The organism is Gelidibacter salicanalis, assembly GCF_007997285.1.
GTDB classification, from domain to species: Bacteria; Bacteroidota; Bacteroidia; order Flavobacteriales; family Flavobacteriaceae; genus Gelidibacter; species Gelidibacter salicanalis.
Map to the genome: position 1 here is coordinate 472,940 of NZ_VORX01000002.1, position 25,499 is coordinate 498,438.

Sequence of the window (25,499 nt, forward strand, 5' to 3'; positions counted from 1 at the left end):
ATTTTTTCATTGCTAAGCGCTCATCCATTTGCGAAAAATAGGTCTAATGTGCATTGAAAAGCGCAGGGAATTAACGATTGGAATTGATTGGACGCCTACGATTCCTATTATATCCACTTGAAATTGAAATGCACATGTTTTAAAGTCTTATATTTGTACGTTTTTTTGAATACATCTACTAATGAAAATAATTATTGCAGGCGCTGGTGAAGTGGGGTTTCATTTGGCCAAATTATTATCGTACGAATCACAAGAAATCACCCTATTAGACACGAAAAAGGAAAATTTGGTCTACGCGATTGATCACTTAGATATACGGGTGATTAAAGGTGACGCGACCTCTATAGCAACTTTGAAAGATGCCAGAATTGCCAATTCTGATTTATTTATTGCGGTAACCTCTTCAGAAACCACCAATATAACGGCATGTGTTTTAGCCAAACAACTTGGCGCTAAAAGAACCATTGCTAGAATTTCGAATGCCGAATTTATTGACCAGAAAGATGAGGTTGGCTTTTCCAAATTTGGAATTGACGAGCTTATTTCTCCAGAGTCTTTAGCGGCGGGTGAGATTGAATTGCTCCTCAACCAATACGGTTTTGACGACGGGTACGAATTTGAAGAAGGCGCATTGACCATGTTGAGCTTACGGCTCTCAGAAAGTGCCAGTTTTGTGAATAAGACAGTGCAAGAGGCGGCCGAGGTATTTCCGCAACTCCACTTTGTTCCCATTGCTATTCAGCGTTTTGGAACACAATACACCATCATCCCTCGCGGGGACACTGAATTTAAAGAAGGCGATAAGGTCATTTTCGTAACCTCAAAAGGGGGCAGTGAAGATTTGTTTAAATTGTCTGGTAAAATGCGATTGGATGTCAAGAACGTAATGATTCTTGGAGGTAGCAAAATTGGCCATAAAACCGCCAAGGATCTGTGTGCTGCCAATTTCAGGATTAAATTGATTGAAAGCAATAAAGATGTGGCTTTTGAAATGGCGGACGATTTACCAAACGCCTTGGTAATCCACGGCGATGGGCGTGATGTAGAATTATTGGAAGAAGAAAATATTAGTGGTATGGACGCGTTTGTAGCGGTTACCGGCAATTCTGAAACCAATATCATGTCGTGTTTAGTAGCGAAATCCAAAGGGGTAAAAAAAACAATTGCCTTAGTTGAAAACATGGATTATTATCAAATCTCTGAATCTATTGGGATTGATACCTTAATTAATAAAAAACTTTTGGCGGCCAATAATATTTTTAGATATATCCGTAAAGGTGAAGTCGTGGCCATGACCAAATTGAATAATATGAATGCCGAATTATTGGAGTTTGTGGTTAAGAAGCGTTCCAAAATCACCGACAAGAACGTCAAAGATCTAGATTTTCCACGATCGGCCATCATTGGTGGGGTGATCAGAAACGGTACCGGAATTATTCCTTTAGGCGATTTTAAAGTGCAGGCAGGAGATCGAGTGGTGGTGTGCTGTTTGCCGAGAGCCATTACCCAGGTGGAGAAATTCTTTTTCTAACCTAATTTTTAAATCCTAATTCTTTAGGGCTTGACCCGAAATAAAAACTGAATATCACGTCCTTTTCGTTTTGAAAGACACACTATGAGCATTAATTATAAAATCATTTTTCACTTTTTTGGGCTGTTACTGTTGTTTAATGGTGGATTTATGCTCTTGTCTACATTAATCAGTTTGATCTATGATGATGGGGTAACCTTAAAATTGTTCATGTCAGGAATGGCGGTATTGTTGATGGGCGCGTTCTTGATGTTGATCACAAAAGACCATCGTAAGGAAATGAACAAACGGGAAGGCTACATGGTGGTTACTTTTGGATGGATTGTGATGGCTATTTCTGGGGCGTTGCCCTATATGGTCACAGGAGTGATTCCGAGTTTTACCAGTGCAATTTTTGAAACCATGTCCGGCTATACCACTACCGGTGCCACCATCATAAATGATATTGAAGTGGTACCAAAAGGGGTGTTGTTTTGGCGAAGTACTACTCACTGGATTGGGGGCATGGGAATTATTGTTCTGGCCATTGCTATTTTACCTTTGCTCGGCATTGGTGGGATGCAGTTATTTGCAGCTGAAGCCCCGGGACCTAGTGCGGACAAGTTACACCCGCGGATTACCGACACGGCTAAGCGTTTGTGGCTTATTTATTTTGGATACACTGCAGCGGAAACAGTATTGTTAAAGGTGGCAGGTATGTCTTTTTTCGACGCGATCAACCATGCGATGAGCACGATTTCTACAGGTGGTTTTTCTACTAAAAACACTAGTATTGCCCATTGGAATGACCAACCTATCATTCAATATATCATCATCCTATTTATGTTTTTGGCAGGGACCAATTTTGTTTTGAGCTATTATGCCTTTAAAGGAAATGTCCAAAAAGCCCTAAAGGATGAGGAACTGCGTTGGTACTTTAAATTTATCGCTTCCTTTACCCTGATTGCTGCCTTGACAATTTATTTTAAGGCTGATTTAAGCTTGTCATCCATTGATCATCCAATGGTGTGGGGAAGAGCAGAGAGCTCGGTACGGCATGCTTTGTTTCAAGTGCTATCCGTAATTACCACCACAGGATTTATTACTGCTGATTACACTTTATGGACGCCCTTGCTGATCGTGTTTTTCTTTGGGATGATGTTTTTGGGCGGATCCGCCGGAAGTACTTCAGGTGGGGTGAAAGTGGTACGACATTTAATCCTGATAAAAAATGGGTTTTTAGAATTTAAACGGGCCTTGCATCCCAATGCCGTATTGCCCGTGCGGTATAATACGAAAGCTATTCCTGGGGTGGTGGTGTATAATATTCTGGGATTTTTCATTTTGTATATGCTCTCCTTTATTGTGGGAGCCCTAGGATTCTCTTTTTTTGATATCGATTTCAAATCCTCTGTAGGCTTAGCGGCGTCCAGTTTAGGGAATATCGGTCCTGCATTGGGCGCATTCGGTCCGGTTAACAATTATGCCGCTTTGCCGCCCTTAGCGCAATGGTGGGCTTCTTTCTTAATGTTGTTAGGGCGCTTGGAATTGTTTACAGTATTGATTCTATTGACGCCGTTCTTTTGGAGAAATAGATAAGGTTCTCATCTTATAGTTGAGTGTGTTTAATTATTTAGTGTTGATGTCTTGTAGATCATTAGAAACTCTAATAGTAAAGCTCTTTCAAATTTTTAAAGGCCTGATTAATTAAATTAAAGGCCTTCATATATGTTTTTTTTTCTCACCCTAAATACTCAGTAAACCTTTTTGGCTGGAACAGCATTTATGATAATACGGGCTTCTGTGTTTTATACACTCAATCTTAACATCACTTTATAAAACAAAAAAACCGTTTCGAATTTCGAAACGGTTTTCTTTTAAGCTGCACTTCTTAATTTTACAGCTCGTATTTATAGACTAACATAAATTCACTAATTCCAGCCTGGGTTTTGTTCTGCTGCTAAAGTTGGATTGGCATCAATTTCTATTTGTGGTATTGGCCACAAGAATCTAGAATCTGAACCAGGAATAGCGGCTACTCCAAAAGGACCTGCGTATGGTGTTCCTAATTCATAAGCAGATGCAGGAGGGTTTCCATTATCAACTTTTGCAGGAATACCATCTATTGGTTGAAGATCATCACCTTGTAATCTGTGAATATCTGACCAACGTCTGCCTTCCATAACGAACTCAATTCTACGTTCCTTTAAAATTGCACCTACCATTGCTGCAGGAGTGGTGAAAGACGCAGCTGTATAAGCTTGAGCTGCAGGATTTGCTAAAGCGCGATTTCTCACCTTGTTCAACAATTCTAACGCTGCGGTCAAGTCTGCTGGCGACTTTCGAGCTTCAGCTTCGGCCATATTTAATAACACTTCAGCGTATCTAATCACTGGTGCAGCATCCGTATAATTGACACCGTCTCTATATTTGGCAGTGTATTTTCTTCCGCCGACAGTAAATACCATTCCGTCTGGATCTTCGCCTTCATACGTTTCAGAACGACGTTTATCATCTACCAACCAGCTTGGATCTCTCCAAATAATTGGGCTAATAGCGACCAATCGTCTTCTGTTGTACTGAGAAGCCAATGCTGCGTTAACACCTGGGTTGTTGGTTGCTGATTGTAAAGTTGAGAAGATAGATTCTGTGTTGCCATAGTTATCATCAAAAACACCATCAGGCTCAGCGGTTAAGGTATAGGCACCCATTAGTTTGTTGCCTTCTTCTATCACCTTGTTCCAATTTCTCATATGAAGATATACGCGTGTTTTAAACGCAATAGCTGCATTTTTAGATGCTTTGGTCAATTGAGTGTTGGTAATGGTGTTTTCAGCAGCATCCAAATCAGCTAACACTTTTTCGTAAGTTTCAGCAACAGTATTTCTGCCCTTTAAAATTTCTGAATCAATTTCACTTTGAGTGTCAATACCTACTTCACGGTAAGGCACACCTGGGTGAGATGCTCCTGGGGTAAAGTTGTAAGGTCTTGCAAAGTACATCAACAATTCAAAATGGGTGATTGCTCTTAAAAATTTGGCTTGACCAATATAATCCGCGCCCACTTCAGGGGTTATGATCCCACCTTCAATGGCTTTGGTTACACCTTCAATAACAAGATTGGTTCTGTTAATCAATCTGTAGCCATCTACCCAATAGTACACGTTATTGGCGGTTGTACCGTCATAAGTAGCCGTATAGGTCAGTTGGTAAAACGTAGCCGTATTTACTACATCTTCACCTCTGTTATCACCTTGTTGTACAAAGGCTGCACCCCAAACATACCCACGTCCTGTTCCGTTATACTCACCAATTGCCGCTGCGTTATACATACCGTTAAGCGAACTTTCAATTAGCGAAGGAGAAGAGAAGGCATCATCAATAGAAATGTTATTGATTGGGCTCAAGTCTAGAATAGCCTCTTCTGAGCATGAAACCATTCCGATTCCAATAACAGACATTGCTAAAAATTTGAATATATTTTTCATTTTATTACTATTATAAATTAACATTTAATCCTACAGATACAATTTTAGCTCTAGGAGTTCCGTTTAAATCTACTCCACCAGTTTCCATCTCAGGGTTTAAACCTTTGTAATCAGAAATGGTTAACAAGTTTTGTCCTTGAACAAATAATCTAATGTTGTCTACTCTGATTTTCTCAGTTAACGATTTAGGCATTTGGTAGCCTAAAGTAACGTTGTCTAAGCTGATAAAATCACCATCCTCTAAGAACCGTGTAGTGGCACTTCCTGTTAAGTTGGTAAACGTATTGCTACTTGCCCATAATCTTGGGGTAACACCGTCTCCTGGGTTTTCAGGACTTTGCCATCTGCCTAAGATTTCAGTACTATTATTGTTTAAGTTTTGGGTCACTAAATCTCTTCTTGTGGAGTTGAAGATTTTGTTGCCACCACTAAAACGGAACATAAAACTTAAATCAAAATCACCATAGGTTAAACGGTTGATAAGGGCGCCATAATATTTAGGAAGTGTGTTCCCTAAAATCACGCGGTCTGAACTGGCACTTAATGATGAAGCTTGTGAAACGTCGTCTGGGTTGCTAGGATCATACACGGCATATCTAGCAGTGCTAATGTTACCTTGTACTAAAGAGCCGTCAGCTTTGTAGTAGACTGGGTTTCCGTTTGCTTTGTTAACACCCCAATATTTAAATCCGTAGATAGAGTTGATTGGCTCACCTTCTCTAATGATTAAGTTTTGAGCAATGTTGGCATCAGAAAAGGTGCCTCCCAAAATATCTTGACCATTAGGGATGCTTAACACTTCGTTTTGATCTAGCGTTAAGTTAGCAGTAACATTCCAAGTGAATTTATCAGTTGTTACAGCTCTATATTCCACGCCAAATTCGTAGCCTTTGTTGCTCATCGCACCAATGTTTTTCTTGATTCTACTACCAGGAACACCTAAAGATGCCGGTAATGGAACGTCTAGAATCAACCCATCAATATCATTGTTGTAGTAATCAAAGGTCACTCTCAACTTGTTGTTAAACATGGCCATGTCAACACCAAAGTCCGTCTTTTTACTAGTTTCCCAAAGTAATTGGTCGTTACCAAATTGGCTAAATGTAATCCCGTTTAAAGTACCGTATTTAGAAGCAGACGTTAAACCTAAGTAAGGGTAGCTACCAATTTCAGTATTTCCTACTTCAGAGTAGGATCCTCTTAATTTAAATTCATTGATCGTGTTTTTAAGATCACCCCAAAAGCCTTCATTCGCGATGTTCCAACCAGCAGAATAGCCCGTAAAGTTGTTCCAACGGTTAGCTTCGCTTAATTTTGAAATGCCATCACGTCTGATGGACCCTTGTAGGAAATACCGTTGCTTGTAGTTGTAGCTTAAACGACCCACGTAAGAAATGATGCCATTTTCAGTTACACCACCACCTGAAGTTTGTGTGCCGTAAGCGTTGGTAACTAAGTTTTGGCTGTAAAATTCATCCAATAAATCTGTACCAGTTCCAAAAAACGATTGGTTTTTTTCCTTTTGGTATTCGTTAACTAAAGTCAAGCCAAAATTGTGGGCATCATTAAATGATTTGTTATAGCTTAAAATGTTTTGAATGTTCCATCTTAACAAATCGTTGTTGCTGTTTTGAAGTCTACCGTTAGAGCCTCTTCCGTCCCCGTGAACTGGATTCCAGTATAAGAAACCTGAAGTTAATGGATTGTCAGCACTTGCTTGAAATCTGTAGTTTAAACCTTCAAATAAATCTATAGAAGCAAATGTGTTTACGATAGTTCTATTCACTTTAGATTTGTACTTGTTTTTAGCCAAGACATACGCAATGTTTGAAATGTTGTCTCCAACTGGATCTGTATTATCCCATTGTCCTACGACACTGCTGTCCGGAGATAAGTTAAAGCCTGACGGATGATCAGTATTATAAATAGGAGTGTTTGGTAATTGTCTGGTAGCATTAAAGATGTTTCCAGAAAGTGAATTCATTCCAGTATTTAATCCTTCATATTCCGTTCTTGTAATAGCGATGCTACCACCAATGGTAAGCCATTTATTAAGATTGTGCTCTAAGCTTGCTCTTAAGTTGTAACGCGCTAAACTGTTAGCTTTTGCAACACCTTCTTGGTTTGCATAACCCATAGAGAAGAAATATTTAGTGGTTTCAGAACCTCCATTAAAAGAAAGGTTATGATCAGTTTGAAGCGCACTAGATTTTAATACAGCATCTTGCCAATCTGTGTTAAATTGATTGCCGATAGCCCACGGTTCTTGACCTCTGTTGGTACGTTTCTCGTTTGAGATTGTTAAAAAGTCAGGTGTTTCTAACAAATCAAAGGTTTTAATTGCAGATGCAAATCCAGTAACAGCACTATAGCTTACTTTCATTGTACCTCTTTTTCCTTTTTTGGTAGTAATTAAGATGACACCATTGGCAGCTCTTGAACCGTAGATTGCAGTAGCCGCACCATCTTTTAAAATCTCATAAGATTCAATGTCATTTGGGTTAATGTCTCCTAATCCATTTGATGAAGCATAACCTCCAATGTCTCCTGAATAAATAGGCATTCCGTCCACAACAACCAGCGGCGAAGTACCTGAACCAATAGAAGCGATACCTCTAATTCTGATTCTTGGAGCTTCTCCAATAATTCCGTTGTTTGAAGTTACTTGAACTCCAGCTGCTCTACCAGCAAGTTGCGATTCAAAACTTGGAGTGACCAAGCCTTGAAGATCAGATCCAGAGATGCTTGAAATTGCCCCGGTAACCTCTGATTTCTTTTGTACACCATAACCCACAACTACAATTTCATCCAAGACTGCAGCATCTTCTGCCATAGTTACGTTGATTGTGTTTGATGCGGCAACTGTAACTTCTTTGGCTTGTAATCCCACATAAGAGAATGATAATACATCCCCTGTTTTAGCACTGATGGAGTACTTACCGTCAAAATCGGTTTGAGTTCCTGAAGTTGTTCCTTTGACCAAAATATTTACCCCAGCCAATGGAAGTCCAGAATCGTCAGAAACAGTTCCCGAAATTGATTTTTGTTGCCCAAATGTTATTTGAGCAACCAACACTAGACATAGTGTTAAAATTAGACTAAATTTTGTTTTCATTATAAAATGGTTAGAATTATGGAAGCAAATAAAACGATAAAATGTATACAAAACAATGTGCAATGTTAAATAGTCTAAATATTAACAGAAAAAACGTTAAATCGATGCATATATTTTAATGAATACACTTGAGTTTATTTGTGTAACACGCTGTGAATAAGATAGTTGTAATATTTTTGTTTTAAAAAAGACACTTGGGATTTAGAGTTAGAATTATTGAAATCTAACCGAAGTAAGAAATTGGTTTCTAGTGCGTTGGGAAAGCTGTAATCATGCAAATTTCCCAGCATTTACAATACTTTCAAAGAAATTTATTCTGATTTTTGTGATATTGTTGACTGTTGGTAAAAAAGGCTAGTAAATCGGTAAAACGACAAAAAAGTGATACTATATCGATTGCGTAGACAACTAATCGTATAAAAAAGCCACTTTAAAAGTGGCTTGCGTAATAGTATTAAAAACAGTTAAAGTCTAGCTTAGCGCTGCCTTTATACGTTTAATAGCTTCTATAATTTGCTCTTGAGATGCTGCATAAGAAATTCTAATACATTCTGGATTTCCAAAAGCGCCACCATCTACTGTGGCTACTAATGCTTCTTCCAATAAGTACAAGGAGAAATCTGAAGCATTGTTGATAGTTGTGCCTCTTAAGGTCTTTCCGAAATAGTAAGATACATTAGGGAAGACATAAAATGCGCCTTCAGGGATATTGGTTTTAAAGCCTTCAATGTCCTTCAATAAATCGAGTACCAAATCACGACGGATTTTAAATTCGTCAATCATAAATTGAACTTTTGATGGCGATTCGTTCAAGGCGGTAATGACAGCACGTTGCGCGATGCAATTGGCACCACTGGTGATTTGTCCTTGCATTTTGTTACAGGCACGGGCAATTTTTTCTGGACCACCAATATAGCCTATGCGCCAACCAGTCATTGCAAATGCCTTGGAAACGCCATTAACAGTCACGGTTCTATCGTACATGTCTTCAAACTGGGCCATGCTAGCATGTTCACCAGAAAAATTAATATGTTCGTAAATTTCATCAGAAACCACGATAATATTTGGATGCTTTACCAAGACATCAGCCAAGGCGCGCAACTCCTCTTTGCTATACACAGAGCCACTTGGGTTACAAGGGGAGCTGTACCATAACATTTTGGTTTTAGGAGTAATGGCGGCATCCAATTGTTCAGGGGTCATCTTAAAATCAGTCGCAATAGTCGTCGGAACTTCAACGGGTACGCCGTCATTCAGTTTAACTAAGTCTGCGTAGCTTACCCAATAGGGGCATGGTAAAATAACTTCATCACCTTGGTTTAATAACACGGCCGCAAGATTGGCCAAGGATTGCTTTGCACCTGTAGATACTACAATTTGGCTGTGAACGTAGTCCAGATCATTATCGCGTTTAAATTTTGTAATGATCGCATCTTTGAGTTCTACATAGCCGTCCACTGGTGTGTAGGCACTGTAATTATCGTTGATAGCCTGAATGGCGGCATCCTTAATGTAATCTGGAGTGTTGAAATCAGGTTCGCCGAGGCTTAAACCGATAATATCTTTTCCTTCTGCCTTTAATTCTCTTGCCTTAGCAGCCATTGCTAAAGTGGCAGATGTAGACATGTTTAAAATTCTGTCTGAAAGTAAATTCATGTATAATGTAATGATTAAGCTTGTAGTGCTGGGTTAATTCCCATTTCTTTTAAATATCTGAAATGTGCAACAATAGCCATTCGCGTAGTTTTATATTCTTTGTATGGAAGGTTAAATTCCAAAGCAGTTTCTTTAACTATTTTTGAAATTTTAGTATAATGTACATGACTGATATGCGGGAAAATATGGTGTTCTACTTGATGGTTTAAACCGCCAGTAAACCAGTTGACAATTTTGCTTTTCGTTCCGAAATTGATGGTGTTCTCCAACTGATGAATGGCCCATGAATTTTTCATGGTGCCGTTCTCTTCTGGCAACGGCATTTCAGCATCTTCCATAACGTGTGCCAATTGGAATACGACACTTAAAATAAGTCCAGCTACATAATGCATAATAAAGAATCCTAACAATACTTGCCACCAAGGAATGTCCGTAAGTACCAATGGTAAGACAATCCAAATAGAGACATAGATGATTTTAGAAATAACCAATTTGCTCCATTCTGTACGAGGGTTTGGGAATTTTCCATAAGACAATTTACGTTTTAAATAGCGTTTCATTTGTAGATAATCGGTAGTAATTGCCCAGTTGATGGTCAATAAACCATATAATAATACAGAATAATAATGTTGGAATTTATGATGTTTATGCCACTCCGCGTGTTTTGAAAATCTTAAAATCCTTCCAGCTTCCAAATCTTCATCATGGCCGTGAATGTTGGTATAGGTATGGTGAAGTACATTATGCTGTACTTTCCAATTGTAAACATTTCCGGCTAAAATATAAATACTGCTTCCCATTAAACGGTTGACCCATTCTTTATTTGAAAATGCGCCATGATTCCCATCGTGCATCACATTCATGCCAACTCCAGCCATTCCAATTCCCATGACAATGGTCAATAATAACATTGCCCAAGATGGAAGATTGAGGGTGAGAATTAAAAAATAAGGTGTAAGGAACATGGAAAACATCACTACGGTTTTAACCCATAATTGCCAATTTCCGGTTCTTTTAATATTATTGTCCTTAAAATAATCGTTAACGCGTTTATTTAATGTCCTGAAGAATTTCGCTGAGTCATTTCTGGAGAAGGAGAGGGTTTGCTGTGTCATTTTATGTATTTACTGTGATAACTTCAAATATCAAGCCACCATATAGTGAAAACGCAAAGATAATCATTTATTGTCCCGGTGGTGATATGAATATGCTAAAAATATCCGTATAAAATTACCTATTTTTGCTGAAAATTTAAGCAGAATGCAACTTATTAAACATTATTTTCCTGAATTGGCTGAAGAGCAAGTAGTGCAATTTGAACAATTGGAAGAACTCTACAAAGATTGGAATCTTAAAATTAATGTGGTTTCCCGCAAGGATATTGACGAACTTTATCTAAGGCATGTGCTTCATTCTTTGGCTATCGCTAAACTGATTGCTTTTAAACCAGGCACAAAAATAATAGATGTTGGAACGGGAGGAGGTTTCCCTGGTATTCCCTTAGCCATAATGTTTCCGGAAACAACTTTTCATTTGGTAGACAGTATTGCCAAAAAGTTAAAAGTTGTAGATGAGGTGGTTGCAGGTTTAGGACTGCTAAATGTCAAAACCTCCCATTGCCGGGTCGAAGAAATTAAAGACACTTATGATTTTGTAGTGAGTAGGGCAGTGGCGGCAATGCCCACTTTTGTACATTGGGTAAAAGATAGAGTGGCTAAAAAGCAACGTCATGACCTTAAAAATGGCATTATTTATTTAAAGGGGGGTGATTTGGCTGAAGAGTTGGTCGATTTCCCTAAAGCGACGGTATATAACCTCTCCGATTATTATAAGGAAGAATTTTTTGAAACCAAGAAACTGGTGCATTTGCCCATTAAATACAAAGGCTAATTAGCAGTGTGTCTTAAACTAGGACAACGCAACTGAAGTCTATCTTTTAGAAAAGGTTTATAAATAAAAAATCCCCAACAGCTGCTGGGGATTTTCTTATAGTTGATACCAATATTATCCTAAAAATGGGTAACGGTAATCCGTAGGTGTTACAAACGTTTCCTTGATCATTCGCGGAGAAATCCAACGCAACAAGTTTTGCGCACTTCCTGCTTTGTCATTTGTTCCGGATGCACGTGCGCCACCAAATGGTTGCTGACCAACAACAGCGCCCGTAGGCTTATCATTAATGTAGAAGTTTCCAGCGGCATTCTGAAGCACTTTGGTCGCTTCATCAATCACGTAACGGTCAGTGGCGATAATCGCACCTGTTAAAGCGTATTCACTTGTTCCATCAACCAATTGAAGTGTTTTACTGAAATCTTTATCTTCATAAACATATACAGTCATTACAGGGCCGAAAAGTTCAGTACACATAGTGCTGTATTTTGGATCAGTAGTTTCGATAACGGTAGGCTCAATAAAGTAACCTTTGCTCTTGTCGTAATTTCCACCAGCAATGATGGTGGCATTCTTATCTTTTTTAGCGCTGTCAATATAACTTGCTAATTTATCAAAGGAAGCTTCGTGAATTACGGCAGTCATAAAATTACTCATGTCTTCAGGAGATCCGAGAGTGATCGTTTTTAAATCTTCAATCACATACTTCTTAACGTCTGCCCAAATGCTTTTAGATATATAAGCTCTAGAGGCCGCACTACATTTTTGACCTTGAAACTCAAAAGCACCTCTTACAATAGCGGTCGCTACTTGTTTTGCATCAGCTGTTTTGTGCGCTACGATAAAATCTTTTCCACCAGTTTCTCCAACAATTCTTGGGTAGGTTTTGTAGTTGGTAATGTTGTTGCCAATTTGCTTCCATAAGCTTTGGAACACACTTGTAGATCCGGTATAATGTAAGCCTGAAAAATCAGGACTCGCCATCACGCTTTCGGTAATCATGGCTGCATCTCCAAATACCACATTGATAACTCCTGCCGGAACGCCTGCTTCTTCAAAAACGTCCATAATTACTTTGGCCGAATAAATTTGATGGTTACTTGGTTTCCAAAGTACCACGTTGCCCATTAAGGCCATACATGACGGTAAATTCCCAGCGATAGCGGTAAAGTTGAATGGTGTTACCGCATAGGTAAACCCTTCTAAAGGTCGGTATTCAATTCTGTTCCAAGCATCGCTGGTGCTCGCAGGTTGGTCGTTAAAAATTTCAGTCATAAACTGAACGTTGAATCTTAAGAAATCGATTAACTCACAGGCAGAATCAATTTCAGCTTGATGGATAGTTTTCGATTGTGCAATCATGGTGGCTGCGTTTATTTTCGCACGATAAGGTCCCGCAATTAATTCAGCCGCTTTAAGGAAAATTCCAGCACGGTGTTCCCATGGTAAATCTGCCCAAGCTTGTCTAGCCTCTAAAGCGGTTGCAATAGCGTCTTCAACGTGTTTTTTCTCTGCCAAATGGTAGGTTCCAACGACATGTTTGTGGTCATGTGGTGGAGACATGGTTCTGGTGTTGTCTGTTTTAACATATTTACCATTAATATATAAGGGTACATCAACAGTGCTTTTGTACATTTTTGCGTATTCGGCTAGAACAGCTTCACGTTCTGGCGATCCTGGAGCGTATGTCTTTACAGGCTCATTTACTGCTACTGGTACCTTGAAAAATCCTTTTCCCATGAGTATTTTAGTTTGAAAGTTTAAAAATTTAAGTCCCAAAGGTACAAAAATTTGAAAGTTTAATTGTTCAATTCCTTACTAAAAGGACGTTAAAATGACCATCCAAATTGGTGTGATTTAAGTTACGCTCAATGCGTTAGTTGTATTCCAAGATTTATCTATGACAGAGCGAGAAAATTTCAGATCTGTACTTGCAAAAATTGGAGCATCAACGAAACATCCGAAAATGAGGAAAGTTTCTAATTGAGGTGAACTTTGTAAGGGTTGAAGGTCCGAAAGTATTTGGGAGTATAATTAAGATTAAATAATCGCATCTTTAGTTTAAAGCGAAGGGTGCACTTAGCTTAAAGGTGGGAATATAGACCTTAAATTCATTGGAGGTGGTAAAGTTAACCATATTGTAATGCCCTTGCATGGCACCAAATGGAGATGCTAACAAGCAACCTGATCTATAGGTGTGAAGTTCACCAGGTTTAATTACGGGTTTTTTGCCGATGACACCTTCGCCTTCAATAATTTCCATATTGTTTAAGGCGTCCAAAATACGCCAATGGCGAGAATTCAATTGCACGGCATCTTTACTTTGGTTTTCGATGGTCACTTTATAGCCAAAGGCATAATGAACTTTATAATTTTTATAAAAAGTGCCTTCAAAAACAGTTTCTACACTTATTTTAATTCCACTTGTAACTTGCTGGACCATAATGCATCAAAGTTTAGCTATTTGCAAAAATAGCATAATTTAAAAGAATGTATTGCTTTATATCAATCAAGATGTGCCTTTAAGGCAATTATGATAGTTTATCATCAATAGTCGATTTTCAATCCAAATCATTACAATATCAGGAGGAGCTTAGTGTATGTATTTTCTTTAATTGGAAATATCAACGGAGGAAGCTTCGCCAAGTCCAATCAAACGGTCGTAACGGGCTCCTAAATCTCTATAGTACACCAATACTTTATAATTGTTTTCGGTTTGATAATAGTTACCACTGATGGCGCCTTCATTAAGGACACCATTTTTGTCTACCACGACATATTTGTAATTATAAAATCCTTGTTTTAATCGGAATGCAGTTTCGTAGAGTCTGGTTTCAGCATTATAAAGTAATTGGTTGTCAGGCTCTAAGGCGTAATTATTATAGTTGCCATACACGTAAATAGATTCACCATTGGTCAGTTCCGGATGCTCTAAAGCAAAGTGAATCATGGTGTAATCTGCTTCAATGGATACATCCTCAGAATCGACCGCTGTAATCACAAAGTTTCCGTTGATGTCTGGATTATAGGTGTAAATTTGGTTGGCTCTTGGAGTATTGATAAATAGATAATTATGATAAATGTCTTTTAAATCTATAAATTGAACTCCAACATTGGCAGCTCTCACATCTTTGTTTTCAAAGTAGAGGTATTCATTACCGCCCCAAAAACTAGTTTCTGTGGTGTATTTATAGACCAATTGGTTGCCCAGCGTGTATTGCGGTTTCACATTGGAAATGGCCGTGTTGAGATTGTTGTTTTGAACAATTAAACTCTTTACATTTTCCAGCGGATTGTTAAAATTGAAATTAGAGTTGTTAATTACAATATCTACCGATTGTTTTTGATCAATGGATTTAACATCCCTCGACCGTTTTACGGACACACCAACACTAACCCGATCCTCATAAATCATAAATTTTCTTGAAAATACCAATTGATCATCATCGTTAAAAATGCTGATCAGATAATTACCCGTCACCAATAATCCTCGGGTTTGCTGATTTGGTATCTGGAGTATGTAATGAGAATAGATTTGATACGTGTTGAAGGAGTTTTTATAATCCTGAATACGTTGGTTATCAAATCCGCTTAAATATTCTGATTTCACCAAATTGGAAGGCGTCCAATCGTAATTGTAATGTTCTATAACGTAATAGAAGTCGGGTTCATTTCCCAAAAGCGCATCAAACTCTAAGAGTAGGGGTTCTCCTAGTTTTAATATTGGCAACTGACTTTCAGTAGTGCTGCCTTTAAAAGAAATGGTTTTTATATAGTTGGGCGGATTAATTTCTTCAACTTGAGCATTTCCTAAAAAAGAAATGAAAACAAGAACTATAAAATACTTAAATTGTGAGGTCATTAAGTTGTAATTTGAAAAGTAAAGATAACAAAAATTACGCCCTAAAGGTTACGCAATCGTTGCCGCATAAATTTTATAACTTTAATTGTGAAATCTGCATTAAAAATTTGTAAATTTGCACCGATTTTTACTGTTATAAAATCACATTTACTATAACTATTAACAAATAGACTTATAACATGTCAAACGACATTAATATTAAAAAAGGTCTCGATATCAAACTTAAGGGAGAAGCTGAAAAAACTACTGAAAAGGCCGTTTTGAGCAACTTTTATACCTTAAAACCTGAAGACTTCCACGGTGTTATTCCAAAATTAATTTTAAAAGAAGGAGCAAAGGTGAAAGCTGGAGAGCCTGTATTTTATGACAAATCTAATGAGGCAGTGAAATTCGTTTCGCCAGTGTCAGGAGAAATTGTGGAAATTCAGCGTGCAGAAAAAAGGCATATCGTAGGCATCAAAATCCAAGCAGATAAAGAGCAATCTTATCAGGATTACGGAAAATTTAATGTGGATGCAGTAGATGCACAAACCGTTAAGGCACATTTATTGGCAACAGGGTGTTGGGCGTTTATCAAGCAACGACCGTATGACATTATCGCCAAGCCTGAACCGGCACCTAAAGCAATTTTTATTTCAGGATATAATAGTGCACCTCTAGCCGCAGATCTTGATTATGTGCTTCAAGGTAAAGAAGCGGAGTTGCAAGCTGCGGTAACTGCCTTAGCAAAAATGACTGAGGGCAAGGTTCATGTGAGTGTTGGTAGTAAATCAAACTCCCCATTGGCCGGACTTTCGGGTATTACTCTTCATAAAGTATCAGGACCACATCCTGTTGGGAATGTGGGAACTCAAATTAATAAAATTAATCCGGTAAATAAGGGCGAAGTTGTTTGGACTGTTGCAGCGCAAGACTTAGTCATTATTGGGGAATTACTGTTAACAGGACGCTTCAATGCTGAACGTATTGTGGCACTTGTAGGATCTTCAGTAAAGAAGCCTCGTTACTTTGTAACAAAAATAGCCAGTGAGGTTTCTACTATGGTATATGACCATGGTGTGGAGCAAAATGGTAATGACCGCATCATTTCCGGGAACGTTTTAACTGGTAAACATATAAAGCCTGATGGCTATTTAGATTTTTATAGTAATACAATCACGATTATACCAGAAGGTGATGATTACGAATTCTTCGGTTGGAACAAACCAGTTTTTGATAAAATTTCTAGCACTAGAGCGTTGACGTTCTCTTGGTTGACTCCAAATAAAGTCTATGATTTGGATACCAATACCAACGGGGAGCACCGTAATTTTGTATTGACCGGCAACTATGAGGAAGTGTTTCCTTTAGATATCTATCCAATGCAAATTTTAAAATCTTGTATGTACGAAGATTTAGATGAAATGGAAGCTTTAGGAATGTACGAAGTTGCGCCTGAAGATTTTGCATTGACTGAATTTGTGTGTGTGTCTAAACAACCGCACCAACAAATTATCAGAAAAGGTTTGGATGTAATGATTAAAGAAATTGGTTAAACATGAGCTTGAAAAGTAATTTACATAGTTTAAAAGAAAAATATAGAGGCACTAAAATGGCGCCTGCCTTTAATGCGTTGCATACCTTTTTGTATGCTCCAAATGAAACAACGCAAAGTGGGTCTCATATTAGAGTAGTGGACGATTTAAAACGAACGATGAACACGGTCATTTTGGCTTTGGTTCCTTGTTTGATTTTTGGAATGTTCAATGCGGGTTACCAACACCATTTAGCTTTAGGAGATATCGGTCGTGCTGACGGATTTTTCAGTGCTATTTTTTGGTCATGGGATAACTTGGTTATCGGTCTTTGGAAGGTATTGCCATTAGTCATCGTGTCCTACGGTGTCGGTTTGGCCATTGAATTCCTTTTCGCAGTCATTAAAGGACATGAGGTTGAAGAAGGGTATTTGGTAACAGGAATGTTAGTGCCTTTAATCGTACCAATTGACACCCCACTTTGGATGCTTGCTGTAGCAGTAGCATTTGGTGTGGTCATTGGTAAAGAGGTTTTTGGTGGTACAGGAATGAACATCTTAAATCCCGCCTTAACCATTCGTGCGTTTTTATTCTTCGCTTATCCAACTTGGATGTCCGGAGATAAAGTATGGGTTCACGGTGCAGTGGCAAGAGATAAAGCGATTGCTGCCGGTCAAAATGTAGATGCGATTTCTGGAGAAACCGTTTTGGGGAGTTTGGCTCAAAATCATGAACCTGCCTATTCTGTAGCGGACATGTTCTTCGGAATGATTCCCGGTTCAGTAGGTGAAACCTCTACCATGTTAATTTTATTAGGAGCCCTATTCTTAATTTTTACGAAAATTGGAAGTTGGAGAATTATTGTATCTACAGTTTTAGGAGCATTAACTATGGGCTTAATCTTTAACTTAGTAGTATCGCAGGGGTGGATTACCGAAAGTAGTAAATTCTTCGGATTGATGAGTACCACTTGGTGGCATCATTTACTAATCGGTGGTTTTGCTTTTGGAGCAGTATATATGGCTACGGATCCTGTAACCGGTTCTCAAACCAATATAGGTAAATGGTATTACGGATTCTTTATCGGATTTATTTCCATCTTAATTCGTGTGTTTAACCCTGCATACCCAGAAGGGGTGATGTTGGCGATATTATTAATGAATGTATTTGCACCTACCATTGATCATTATGTAGTGCAAGGTAATGTGAAGAAAAGAATGAAACGTTTAAAAGTTAAAACGGCTTAAGAATGGAAAAGAGAACAGATAAAAATTCATATACAATACTATTCGCCGTAGTTATGGTGGTGGTAGTTGGGTCATTACTGGCTTTTACGGCGTCGTCCTTAAAACCTAGTATTACTGAAAATCAGCGATTGGAAAAACAACAGAATATCCTTTATGCTATGGGCATTAATGATAATGACGAGTCCAATGCGGTATTCATTTCTACGGATAAAGCGCCTGATGCCTTTAATAATTATATCAAAGAACAATTGGTCATCACAATTGATGGAAGCGGTAAAATTATTAAAACGCAAACGCGTGATGAATACATGGCGGAAACGAAGCAAGAGCCGTATTTGATTGAGGTGAATAAACAACAAGACAACGCCAAAAAAGGAGAGCCAAGAAAACTACCTTTGTTTGTTGGTGAAAAGGATGGAAAAACATACTATGTAGCTCCTATTTACGGTAAAGGTTTATGGGATGCCATTTGGGGTTATGTTTCTGTTGATAAGGATATGGTTGTGCAAGGGGCTTACTTTGATCATAAAGGTGAAACACCAGGATTAGGGGCAAACATTAAGCAACGTTATTTTATGGACGACTTTATTGGCGAACACTTATTATCTGAAGATGGCGTCTTTAAAGGAATCACTGTAGCTAAAGGAAATGCTGACCCTAAAAATAATGACAAGACTGATAATGCAGTTGATGCTATTGCAGGTGCAACCATCACGGGAGACGGTGTAACCAATATGATCAAAAGCGATTTAAAGCTTTACAAACCTTATTTTGACACTTTAAAAAATAATTAATCTATGGCACTTTTATCAAAAAAAGATACAAAATTAATTACTGATCCTTTCGCAGATAATAATCCGATTACCATTCAGGTACTCGGAATTTGTTCAGCATTGGCTATTACCGCAGAGTTGAAAGCTTCCATAGTTATGGCTGTTTCTGTATTGTTTGTACTAGGCGTTGGAAACGTGGTAATATCCTTAATGCGTAATATCATTCCATCTAAAATTAGAATTATCGTACAATTGGTAGTAGTTGCTGCTTTGGTAATTATTGTAGATCAGGTGTTAAAAGCATTTGCTTACGAATTGAGTAAAACGCTTTCAGTATTCGTAGGATTGATCATTACCAACTGTATTATTATGGGACGTTTTGAAGCGTTCGCTTTAGGAAACGGACCATGGCGTGCGTTCTTAGACGGCATTGGTAATGCTGCAGGTTACGGAATCATTTTAATTATTGTAGGATTCTTCAGAGAATTATTAGGATCTGGAACCTTATTGGGATTCCCTGTGTTAGGAAACCCAATCCCAGGTGAACTTACAGGATTATATGCCTTAGGATACGAGAATAACGGATTCATGTTATTATCACCAATGGCCTTGATCGTTATTGGAATCATCATCTGGATCCAACGTAGTAGAAACAAAGATTTAATAGAAGACTAATTTAATTAGTTGGCAGTTGACAGTCGCCAGTAAGCATTTAAACGCTTCTGAAAACTGTAAACTGAGGACTGAAGACTATAAAAAATGGAACACATAGAATTATTTTTTAAATCGATATTTATAGATAACATGGTATTTGCAACCTTCCTTGGGATGTGTTCTTACCTTGCGGTATCTAAAAAAGTAGCTACAGCAGTGGGTCTTGGTGCTGCGGTCATTTTCGTATTGGCCATCACCGTGCCTTTAAACTGGTTGTTGGATCAGTATATATTAAAAGAAGGTGCCCTAGTCTGGTTAGGTGAAGAATATGCAAGTTACGACTTGAGTTTCCTTTCCTTTATCATGTTTATCGCCACCATTGCAACCATGGTACAATTGGTAGAGATCGTTGTAGAGAAATTCTCACCATCTTTATATAACTCATTAGGTATTTTCTTACCTTTAATTGCGGTGAACTGTGCCATCTTAGGGGGATCGTTATTTATGCAATCTAGAGATATTGCAACCTTAGGCTTAGCATTTAATTACGGTGTATCTTCTGGTATTGGATGGTTTTTAGCAATTTTAACCATTGCAGCCATTCGTGAAAAAATTAGATATTCAAATGTTCCGCCAGCTTTAAGAGGATTAGGAATTACATTTATCATTACCGGATTAATGGCTATTGGTTTTATGAGCTTTGGCGGAATGCTTACTGGTGGAGATGAGCCAGAAGTGACCAAAGGAACTGTTGTCCAAGAAGGAGACAAGGAAGTGTCTCAAGTTGAACAATCAGTAGAAGATAAACAAACGTTGAACATCACTAAAGTAAACGAATAAGATGATTTTATTAGCAGCAGGAACCCTAGGTACCATTTTAGCAACAGTAGCAGCGTTTTTAATAATTACGCTATTATTGGTAACATTATTGCTATTTGTAAAACAGAAGTTGTCACCATCTGGTCCGGTAAAGATCATGATCAATGGTGAGCGCGAAATAGAAGTTTCTTCCGGAAACAGTTTACTACAAACGCTAAGCGCAGAAAAGATTTTCTTGCCATCAGCATGTGGTGGAGGTGGTACATGTATTCAATGTGAATGCCACGTTCTGTCTGGAGGTGGTGAAGCACTTCCTACGGAAACGCCTCATTTTACAAGAAAAGAATTGGCACATGGTGTCCGTTTATCATGTCAGGTAAAAGTAAAACAGGATATGGAAATCACCATTCCTGAAGAAGTTTTTGGGATTAAAAAATGGGAAGCAACCGTTGTTAGAAATTATAATGTCGCTTCTTTTATTAAAGAGTTTGTTGTTGAAATTCCTGAAGACATGGGCTATAAGGCTGGTGGGTATATTCAAATTGAAATTCCACCATGTACTATAAAGTTCGAAGATATGGACATTACAGCACATCCTGAAGAACACGAGACTCCAGATAAATTTCAAGCAGAATGGGACAAATTTAAGTTGTGGCCATTAGTTATGAAAAATGATGAAACTGTAGAGCGTGCGTATTCTATGGCTTCCTATCCTGCTGAAGGACGTGAAGTGATGTTAAATGTGCGTATTGCTACACCACCTTTTGACCGTGCTAAAAATGGTTGGATGGACGTCAATCCTGGTATCGCTTCGTCTTATATCTTCAATCAGAAAAAAGGAGATAAAGTTACTATTTCAGGTCCTTATGGGGAGTTCTTCATCAACGAGTCTGATTCAGAAATGTTGTATGTTGGTGGAGGTGCTGGTATGGCGCCAATGCGTTCACACTTATACCACCTTTTCAAAACTTTAAAAACAGGTCGTAAAGTAACCTATTGGTATGGTGGCCGTTCTAAGCGCGAGTTGTTCTACTTAGAGCATTTCCGCGAATTGGAAAGAGAGTTCCCAAACTTTAAATTTTACTTGGCATTGTCTGAACCAATGGAAGAAGACAATTGGAAAGTAAAAGAAAACATTGATGCCCCTGGAGATGGTTTCGTAGGATTTATTCACAATTGTGTGATAGATAATTACCTGAACCACCATGAGGCACCAGAAGATATCGAATTGTATTTCTGTGGGCCTCCTTTAATGAACCAAGCGGTTCAGAAAATGGGTGAAGACTTCGGAATTCCGGATGAGAACATCAGATTTGATGACTTTGGAGGCTAGTCGATGACTAGAACATTTCACAGCGTCTTTGACGTTGCCAATTTAAAATTGAATCTTAAATTAGTGTTATAAATTTCTGCTAAACCAGAAGTTATAAAACCCGATACAAATGTGTCGGGTTTTTTTATGCGAGGATCTCATCCAGCTGATGGCACGGTTGACCATTTTTACGTTCAAATAGTTTTGAATAATCCATGACATTTTCAACACCATCCAAGGCGCATAAATAAGAAATTGTAGCACTTAAACCTTCAAAAAGAAGGTGCTTGTCTTGTGGTTTTTTTGGCTTCTTTCCATGCTTTTGCAAGGGTAACGAATATCCACAGGCTCTAAGGAAGGTCGCTTCTATGTTTAAAAGTTCTAGAGGAGAGTACCCATTGAATTTCCTCCCGAGGTTTTGATGTACAATACCTACATAATTTAACCGGCTAGAGCCATGCTGGTCGGAAAGATGTTTCCATGCATCAGTGTTATCCAAAATATTTCCTACCGCACATTGTTGACAGCATTCGGGATGTAGGGTGTTAGCATGAAAAGCAGTGTACAGCTTTTTAATCGCTTGTTCTAATCGGTATGAAGTGTTCATAACAAGAGGTTTAAAAGTATTAAGATACTAAAAATCAGATCTCAAATGAAATCATCGCTAATTTTTAACACAATTCTCAGAGTTTCCACCGCTGCAAATCATGATCTCGCTTTTAAGATTTCAAGGTGAACCATTAGAAAACACTTATCTCACGATCATTAATTTCTATTTCTGAACCGTGTTCTTATCTTAGCAAAAGCGTATTTTTGTAGGATGAGCAAAGCACTTACACTACAGGAATTACATAACCTCGCCATGAACCATGTTGGAAAGGATTTAGAACAGCGAGGCTTTGAATTTATAGCCATCAACAGCAAACTGAAAAAGCACCCCCAATTTGTTTGCATTGATAAGAATAAGCAATATTATTTTGTGATTGTCAGGGCAGTCATACTCCCTGAAAATCCAAATAATTTCGATATGATTTGGATGGAAACCTTTAAAAAGCATGCGCGTGAGAATGATGCAAAAGTGCTTTACGCCGGTGTTGGTCTTGGCAATCCTGACGGAGAGGAACTGCCTGTATATCTCGACGAAGAATATCTTATTGAGTACAATGGGATCCAAGTGGTTGAAACCAATTTGAATTAAAAGACCATGCGAGCGACAAGATATCTTTTAAAATATTTCTCTAATGCACAGCGAGGTTATCTTGGTCTGCTGTTCATTGTTCTATTCACGTCATGTCAACAAGAACCAAAGAACACAGTTATTAGCGGAGAGGTTTTTGGAACATCATATGGTGTGCAATATTATTCAGAAAGTTCTACAAGTTTTGACAAGCAGATTGATAGTCTGTTTCAAGTGATCAATAAGTCAATGTCTACTTATCAAGCCGATTCTTACATTTCAAACATTAACCATAATCAAGCCTTTACGGTTGATACGCATTTTAAAACTGTGTTTAATGCTTCAAAACGGATTTTCAAGGAGACTGAAGGGGTTTTTGACCCTACCATAGGGGTTTTGGTAAACGCGTGGGATTTTGGTCCTGAAGGATCTATCGTGGCCTTAGATAGTCTTAAAATAGACAGTTTGATGCTTTCAGTAGGGTTGGACAAAGTGCAGCTTAACAACAATGCTATCAATAAGGAAAATCCGGAGACCTTTATTGATTTTAATGCGATTGCCAAAGGCTATGGTGTTGATGTGATTGCGGAGTTTCTTGAATCGCAAAACATCTCTAACTATATTGTAGATATTGGTGGCGAAATCAGATGTAAAGGACAAAATTTTGAAAAGCAAAAACCTTGGCGAGTGGGGGTGGAATTGCCTCACTTTGATGGGGAGCAGTCCATTTTAAAAGCCATTTCCTTGTATGATGAGGCGATGGCAACCTCAGGAACCTATAGAAAATTTAAAACAGATAGTTTGGGTAATCGGTATTCGCACATCATCGATGCCAAGACGGGTTACCCTAGTAAAACCAATTTGCTAAGTATTTCAGTTATAGCAAATGATTGTATGTCCGCTGATGCGTATGCCACCGCGTTTAAAGCCATGGGAATTGAAAAAGTAAAGGCTTTCACTACTCAACACCCCGAAATAAAAGTGTTTTTGATTTTTGAAAATGATCAAAAAGAATTAGAAACCTTATCATTAAATAATTTCCCAGAAGATTAACCCAGTCCTTTGTTTGTTATTTCCACTAAGAAGGAATCAACTTACCGCTGACATCATTAAGTCAATTAGTTTTGTAATTCCGTCGAAGGAAGAACCACATACCCGAGCTTTAAAAAATTCCTCTAATTAAACGACAACTCTAAAGCCAATTGTTTTGTCATTCCAACGAAGAGGAATCCCATAACCCAGAATACCAATTTGGCTTACAACCCAACCATTTACTTCCGAACCACCGGTATAATCTCTCCTTCCGCCAAACAAAATTGCGTCACCTCAGATTCAGATAACGTTGATGTATAATCAACTTCCTCCACTGTAAAACCAATAGAACGCAGTTTGTCAAAATAATCCCTTCCATAAATCCGTACATGATCATACTGACCAAAAATAGTAGCACGTTCTTTCTGATCCGTGATCGTATCATCTTCAAAGGTCTCAGCTCTACTCAAATCTTGAGGAATTTGAAACACACCGTAGCCGCCAGGTTTCATAACACGATACAACTCTTGCATTGCTTTAGTATCATCCGGAATATGTTCCAATACATGGTTGCATAAAATAACATCAAATTCATTGTCCTTAAACGGAAGATTGCAGATATCTGCCTTAACATCTGCCAACGGCGAATTTAAATCGGTCGTCACATAATCTAAATGTTTCATTGCTCTAAAACGCTTGTAGAATGCTTGTTCAGGAGCAAAATGCAGCACTTTTTTAGGAGCGCTAAAGAAATCAGTGTCACTTTTAAGATACAACCATAACAAACGGTGACGTTCCAGACTTAATGTTGACGGAGACAGTACATTGTTGCGTTGGGTGCCATAACCATAAGGTAAAAAAGTTTTAAAGCTCTTGCCATCTATAGGATCCGTGTACTGGTCACCTTTAAGAAAGAATGCTAAAACAGGACGTGCCACGTAGCTCAACCGGATCAGGATGGGCCTTGGGATGGTGTTGAGGATTAATTTAAAGAGTGTCTTCAAAATAGGTCACAGAGATTCACAGAGATAACGCAGAGTTTCACAGAGGTGAATTAATGAAGCGTTTAATGCCTGTGGTTAATAATTTGGTGTGAAAATTAATAAGCAATCCTTTAGGAAAATGCCCTAATTTTAAATAGGTTAATATTTGTGCATAATGCACATCAGTAAATTTTTCGACGGTTTTTATCTCTATGACCACTTCATTTTCGACTAATAAGTCAATACGGTAACCATGGTCAAGTTTAATATCTTTGTAAATGATGGGTAACGGAATTTCTTGCTGAACTTCGAAGCCTTGCGTCTTGAGTTCAAAAAACAAACACTTCTGATACGCGGACTCCAACAATCCAGGCCCCAACGCTTTATGAACTTCTATAGCTGCTCCAATTATCCGTTCAGTCAATTTGTCGTTCATATATCTTCGTGTATCTCTGTGAAATCTCCGC

At 38.3% G+C, this 25,499-nt stretch carries 21 protein-coding genes; 11 read left to right on the plus strand and 10 right to left on the minus strand.

Annotation, left to right across the window (positions count from 1 at the left end):
* The first annotated feature begins 181 nt into the window (after positions 1-181).
* On the plus strand, positions 182-1,531 hold the full coding sequence (gene trkA / locus ES711_RS05160) for a Trk system potassium transporter TrkA (RefSeq protein ID WP_146890938.1): 1,350 nt from the start codon (positions 182-184) through the stop codon (positions 1,529-1,531).
* 84 nt (positions 1,532-1,615) lie between these two features.
* Positions 1,616-3,109: a TrkH family potassium uptake protein gene (locus ES711_RS05165; protein ID WP_146890941.1), complete on the plus strand. Its 1,494-nt coding sequence runs from the start codon at positions 1,616-1,618 to the stop codon at positions 3,107-3,109.
* A 332-nt stretch (positions 3,110-3,441) separates the two neighbouring features.
* Here the strand turns inward: ES711_RS05165 and ES711_RS05170 are convergent, their stop codons facing one another.
* From ES711_RS05170 to ES711_RS05185, 4 genes are all read right to left on the minus strand, one after another.
* A complete protein-coding gene (locus ES711_RS05170) occupies positions 3,442-4,998 on the minus strand; it encodes a RagB/SusD family nutrient uptake outer membrane protein (RefSeq protein ID WP_146890943.1) in 1,557 nt (518 codons plus the stop codon).
* A gap of 10 nt (positions 4,999-5,008) precedes the next feature.
* Complete coding sequence (locus ES711_RS05175; RefSeq protein ID WP_146890945.1) at positions 5,009-8,113, minus strand: SusC/RagA family TonB-linked outer membrane protein; 3,105 nt, start codon at positions 8,111-8,113, stop codon at positions 5,009-5,011.
* Positions 8,114-8,584: 471 nt separating this feature from the next.
* On the minus strand, positions 8,585-9,769 hold the full coding sequence (locus tag ES711_RS05180; RefSeq protein ID WP_146890947.1) for a pyridoxal phosphate-dependent aminotransferase: 1,185 nt from the start codon (positions 9,767-9,769) through the stop codon (positions 8,585-8,587).
* A 14-nt stretch (positions 9,770-9,783) separates the two neighbouring features.
* A complete protein-coding gene (locus ES711_RS05185; protein WP_146890950.1) occupies positions 9,784-10,884 on the minus strand; it encodes a fatty acid desaturase family protein in 1,101 nt (366 codons plus the stop codon).
* 145 nt (positions 10,885-11,029) lie between these two features.
* Between ES711_RS05185 and rsmG the strand changes: the two genes are divergently transcribed.
* Entirely contained in the window at positions 11,030-11,659 is a 630-nt protein-coding gene (gene rsmG, locus ES711_RS05190) for a 16S rRNA (guanine(527)-N(7))-methyltransferase RsmG (protein WP_146890952.1), read from the plus strand.
* Positions 11,660-11,773: 114 nt separating this feature from the next.
* On the opposite strand, the gene pruA is transcribed toward rsmG, so the two are convergent.
* The 3 genes from pruA to ES711_RS05205 all read right to left on the minus strand — a co-directional run bounded on the left by pruA (position 11,774) and on the right by ES711_RS05205 (position 15,521).
* A complete protein-coding gene (gene pruA / locus ES711_RS05195) occupies positions 11,774-13,399 on the minus strand; it encodes an L-glutamate gamma-semialdehyde dehydrogenase (protein ID WP_146890955.1) in 1,626 nt (541 codons plus the stop codon).
* A gap of 316 nt (positions 13,400-13,715) precedes the next feature.
* Positions 13,716-14,102 (minus strand): Co2+/Mg2+ efflux protein ApaG, encoded by a 387-nt coding sequence (apaG, locus tag ES711_RS05200; RefSeq protein ID WP_146890958.1) that lies wholly within the window; start codon positions 14,100-14,102, stop codon positions 13,716-13,718.
* 168 nt (positions 14,103-14,270) lie between these two features.
* Positions 14,271-15,521, minus strand: coding sequence for a type IX secretion system plug protein (locus tag ES711_RS05205; protein ID WP_146890960.1), 1,251 nt, complete (start codon positions 15,519-15,521; stop codon positions 14,271-14,273).
* 179 nt (positions 15,522-15,700) lie between these two features.
* Between ES711_RS05205 and ES711_RS05210 the strand changes: the two genes are divergently transcribed.
* The 6 genes from ES711_RS05210 to nqrF all read left to right on the plus strand — a co-directional run bounded on the left by ES711_RS05210 (position 15,701) and on the right by nqrF (position 21,861).
* A complete protein-coding gene (locus tag ES711_RS05210) occupies positions 15,701-17,056 on the plus strand; it encodes a Na(+)-translocating NADH-quinone reductase subunit A (protein ID WP_146890962.1) in 1,356 nt (451 codons plus the stop codon).
* Between the two features lie 2 nt (positions 17,057-17,058).
* Positions 17,059-18,282, plus strand: coding sequence for an NADH:ubiquinone reductase (Na(+)-transporting) subunit B (locus ES711_RS05215; RefSeq protein ID WP_146890965.1), 1,224 nt, complete (start codon positions 17,059-17,061; stop codon positions 18,280-18,282).
* A 2-nt stretch (positions 18,283-18,284) separates the two neighbouring features.
* Positions 18,285-19,076, plus strand: coding sequence for a Na(+)-translocating NADH-quinone reductase subunit C (locus ES711_RS05220; protein ID WP_146890968.1), 792 nt, complete (start codon positions 18,285-18,287; stop codon positions 19,074-19,076).
* Between the two features lie 3 nt (positions 19,077-19,079).
* Entirely contained in the window at positions 19,080-19,730 is a 651-nt protein-coding gene (locus tag ES711_RS05225) for an NADH:ubiquinone reductase (Na(+)-transporting) subunit D (RefSeq protein ID WP_146890971.1), read from the plus strand.
* An 84-nt stretch (positions 19,731-19,814) separates the two neighbouring features.
* On the plus strand, positions 19,815-20,549 hold the full coding sequence (gene nqrE, locus ES711_RS05230) for an NADH:ubiquinone reductase (Na(+)-transporting) subunit E (RefSeq protein WP_146890974.1): 735 nt from the start codon (positions 19,815-19,817) through the stop codon (positions 20,547-20,549).
* A 4-nt stretch (positions 20,550-20,553) separates the two neighbouring features.
* Positions 20,554-21,861 (plus strand): NADH:ubiquinone reductase (Na(+)-transporting) subunit F, encoded by a 1,308-nt coding sequence (gene nqrF / locus ES711_RS05235; RefSeq protein WP_146891546.1) that lies wholly within the window; start codon positions 20,554-20,556, stop codon positions 21,859-21,861.
* Positions 21,862-21,985: 124 nt separating this feature from the next.
* On the opposite strand, the gene ES711_RS05240 is transcribed toward nqrF, so the two are convergent.
* On the minus strand, positions 21,986-22,447 hold the full coding sequence (locus ES711_RS05240) for a Na(+)-translocating NADH-quinone reductase subunit F (RefSeq protein ID WP_146890977.1): 462 nt from the start codon (positions 22,445-22,447) through the stop codon (positions 21,986-21,988).
* 213 nt (positions 22,448-22,660) lie between these two features.
* Between ES711_RS05240 and ES711_RS05245 the strand changes: the two genes are divergently transcribed.
* Positions 22,661-23,038 carry a Na(+)-translocating NADH-quinone reductase subunit F gene (locus ES711_RS05245; RefSeq protein ID WP_146890979.1) on the plus strand — a complete coding sequence of 126 codons (378 nt, stop codon included), beginning with the start codon at positions 22,661-22,663 and terminating at the stop codon, positions 23,036-23,038.
* Positions 23,039-23,044: 6 nt separating this feature from the next.
* Positions 23,045-24,070, plus strand: a complete 1,026-nt coding sequence (locus ES711_RS05250; RefSeq protein ID WP_146890982.1) for an FAD:protein FMN transferase — start codon at positions 23,045-23,047, stop codon at positions 24,068-24,070.
* A gap of 218 nt (positions 24,071-24,288) precedes the next feature.
* Here ES711_RS05250 and ES711_RS05255 read toward each other — a convergent pair whose 3' ends face one another.
* Positions 24,289-25,053: a class I SAM-dependent methyltransferase gene (locus ES711_RS05255; RefSeq protein WP_146890984.1), complete on the minus strand. Its 765-nt coding sequence runs from the start codon at positions 25,051-25,053 to the stop codon at positions 24,289-24,291.
* A gap of 37 nt (positions 25,054-25,090) precedes the next feature.
* Complete coding sequence (locus ES711_RS05260) at positions 25,091-25,468, minus strand: GxxExxY protein (RefSeq protein ID WP_146890987.1); 378 nt, start codon at positions 25,466-25,468, stop codon at positions 25,091-25,093.
* Between the last annotated feature and the right edge of the window lie 31 nt (positions 25,469-25,499).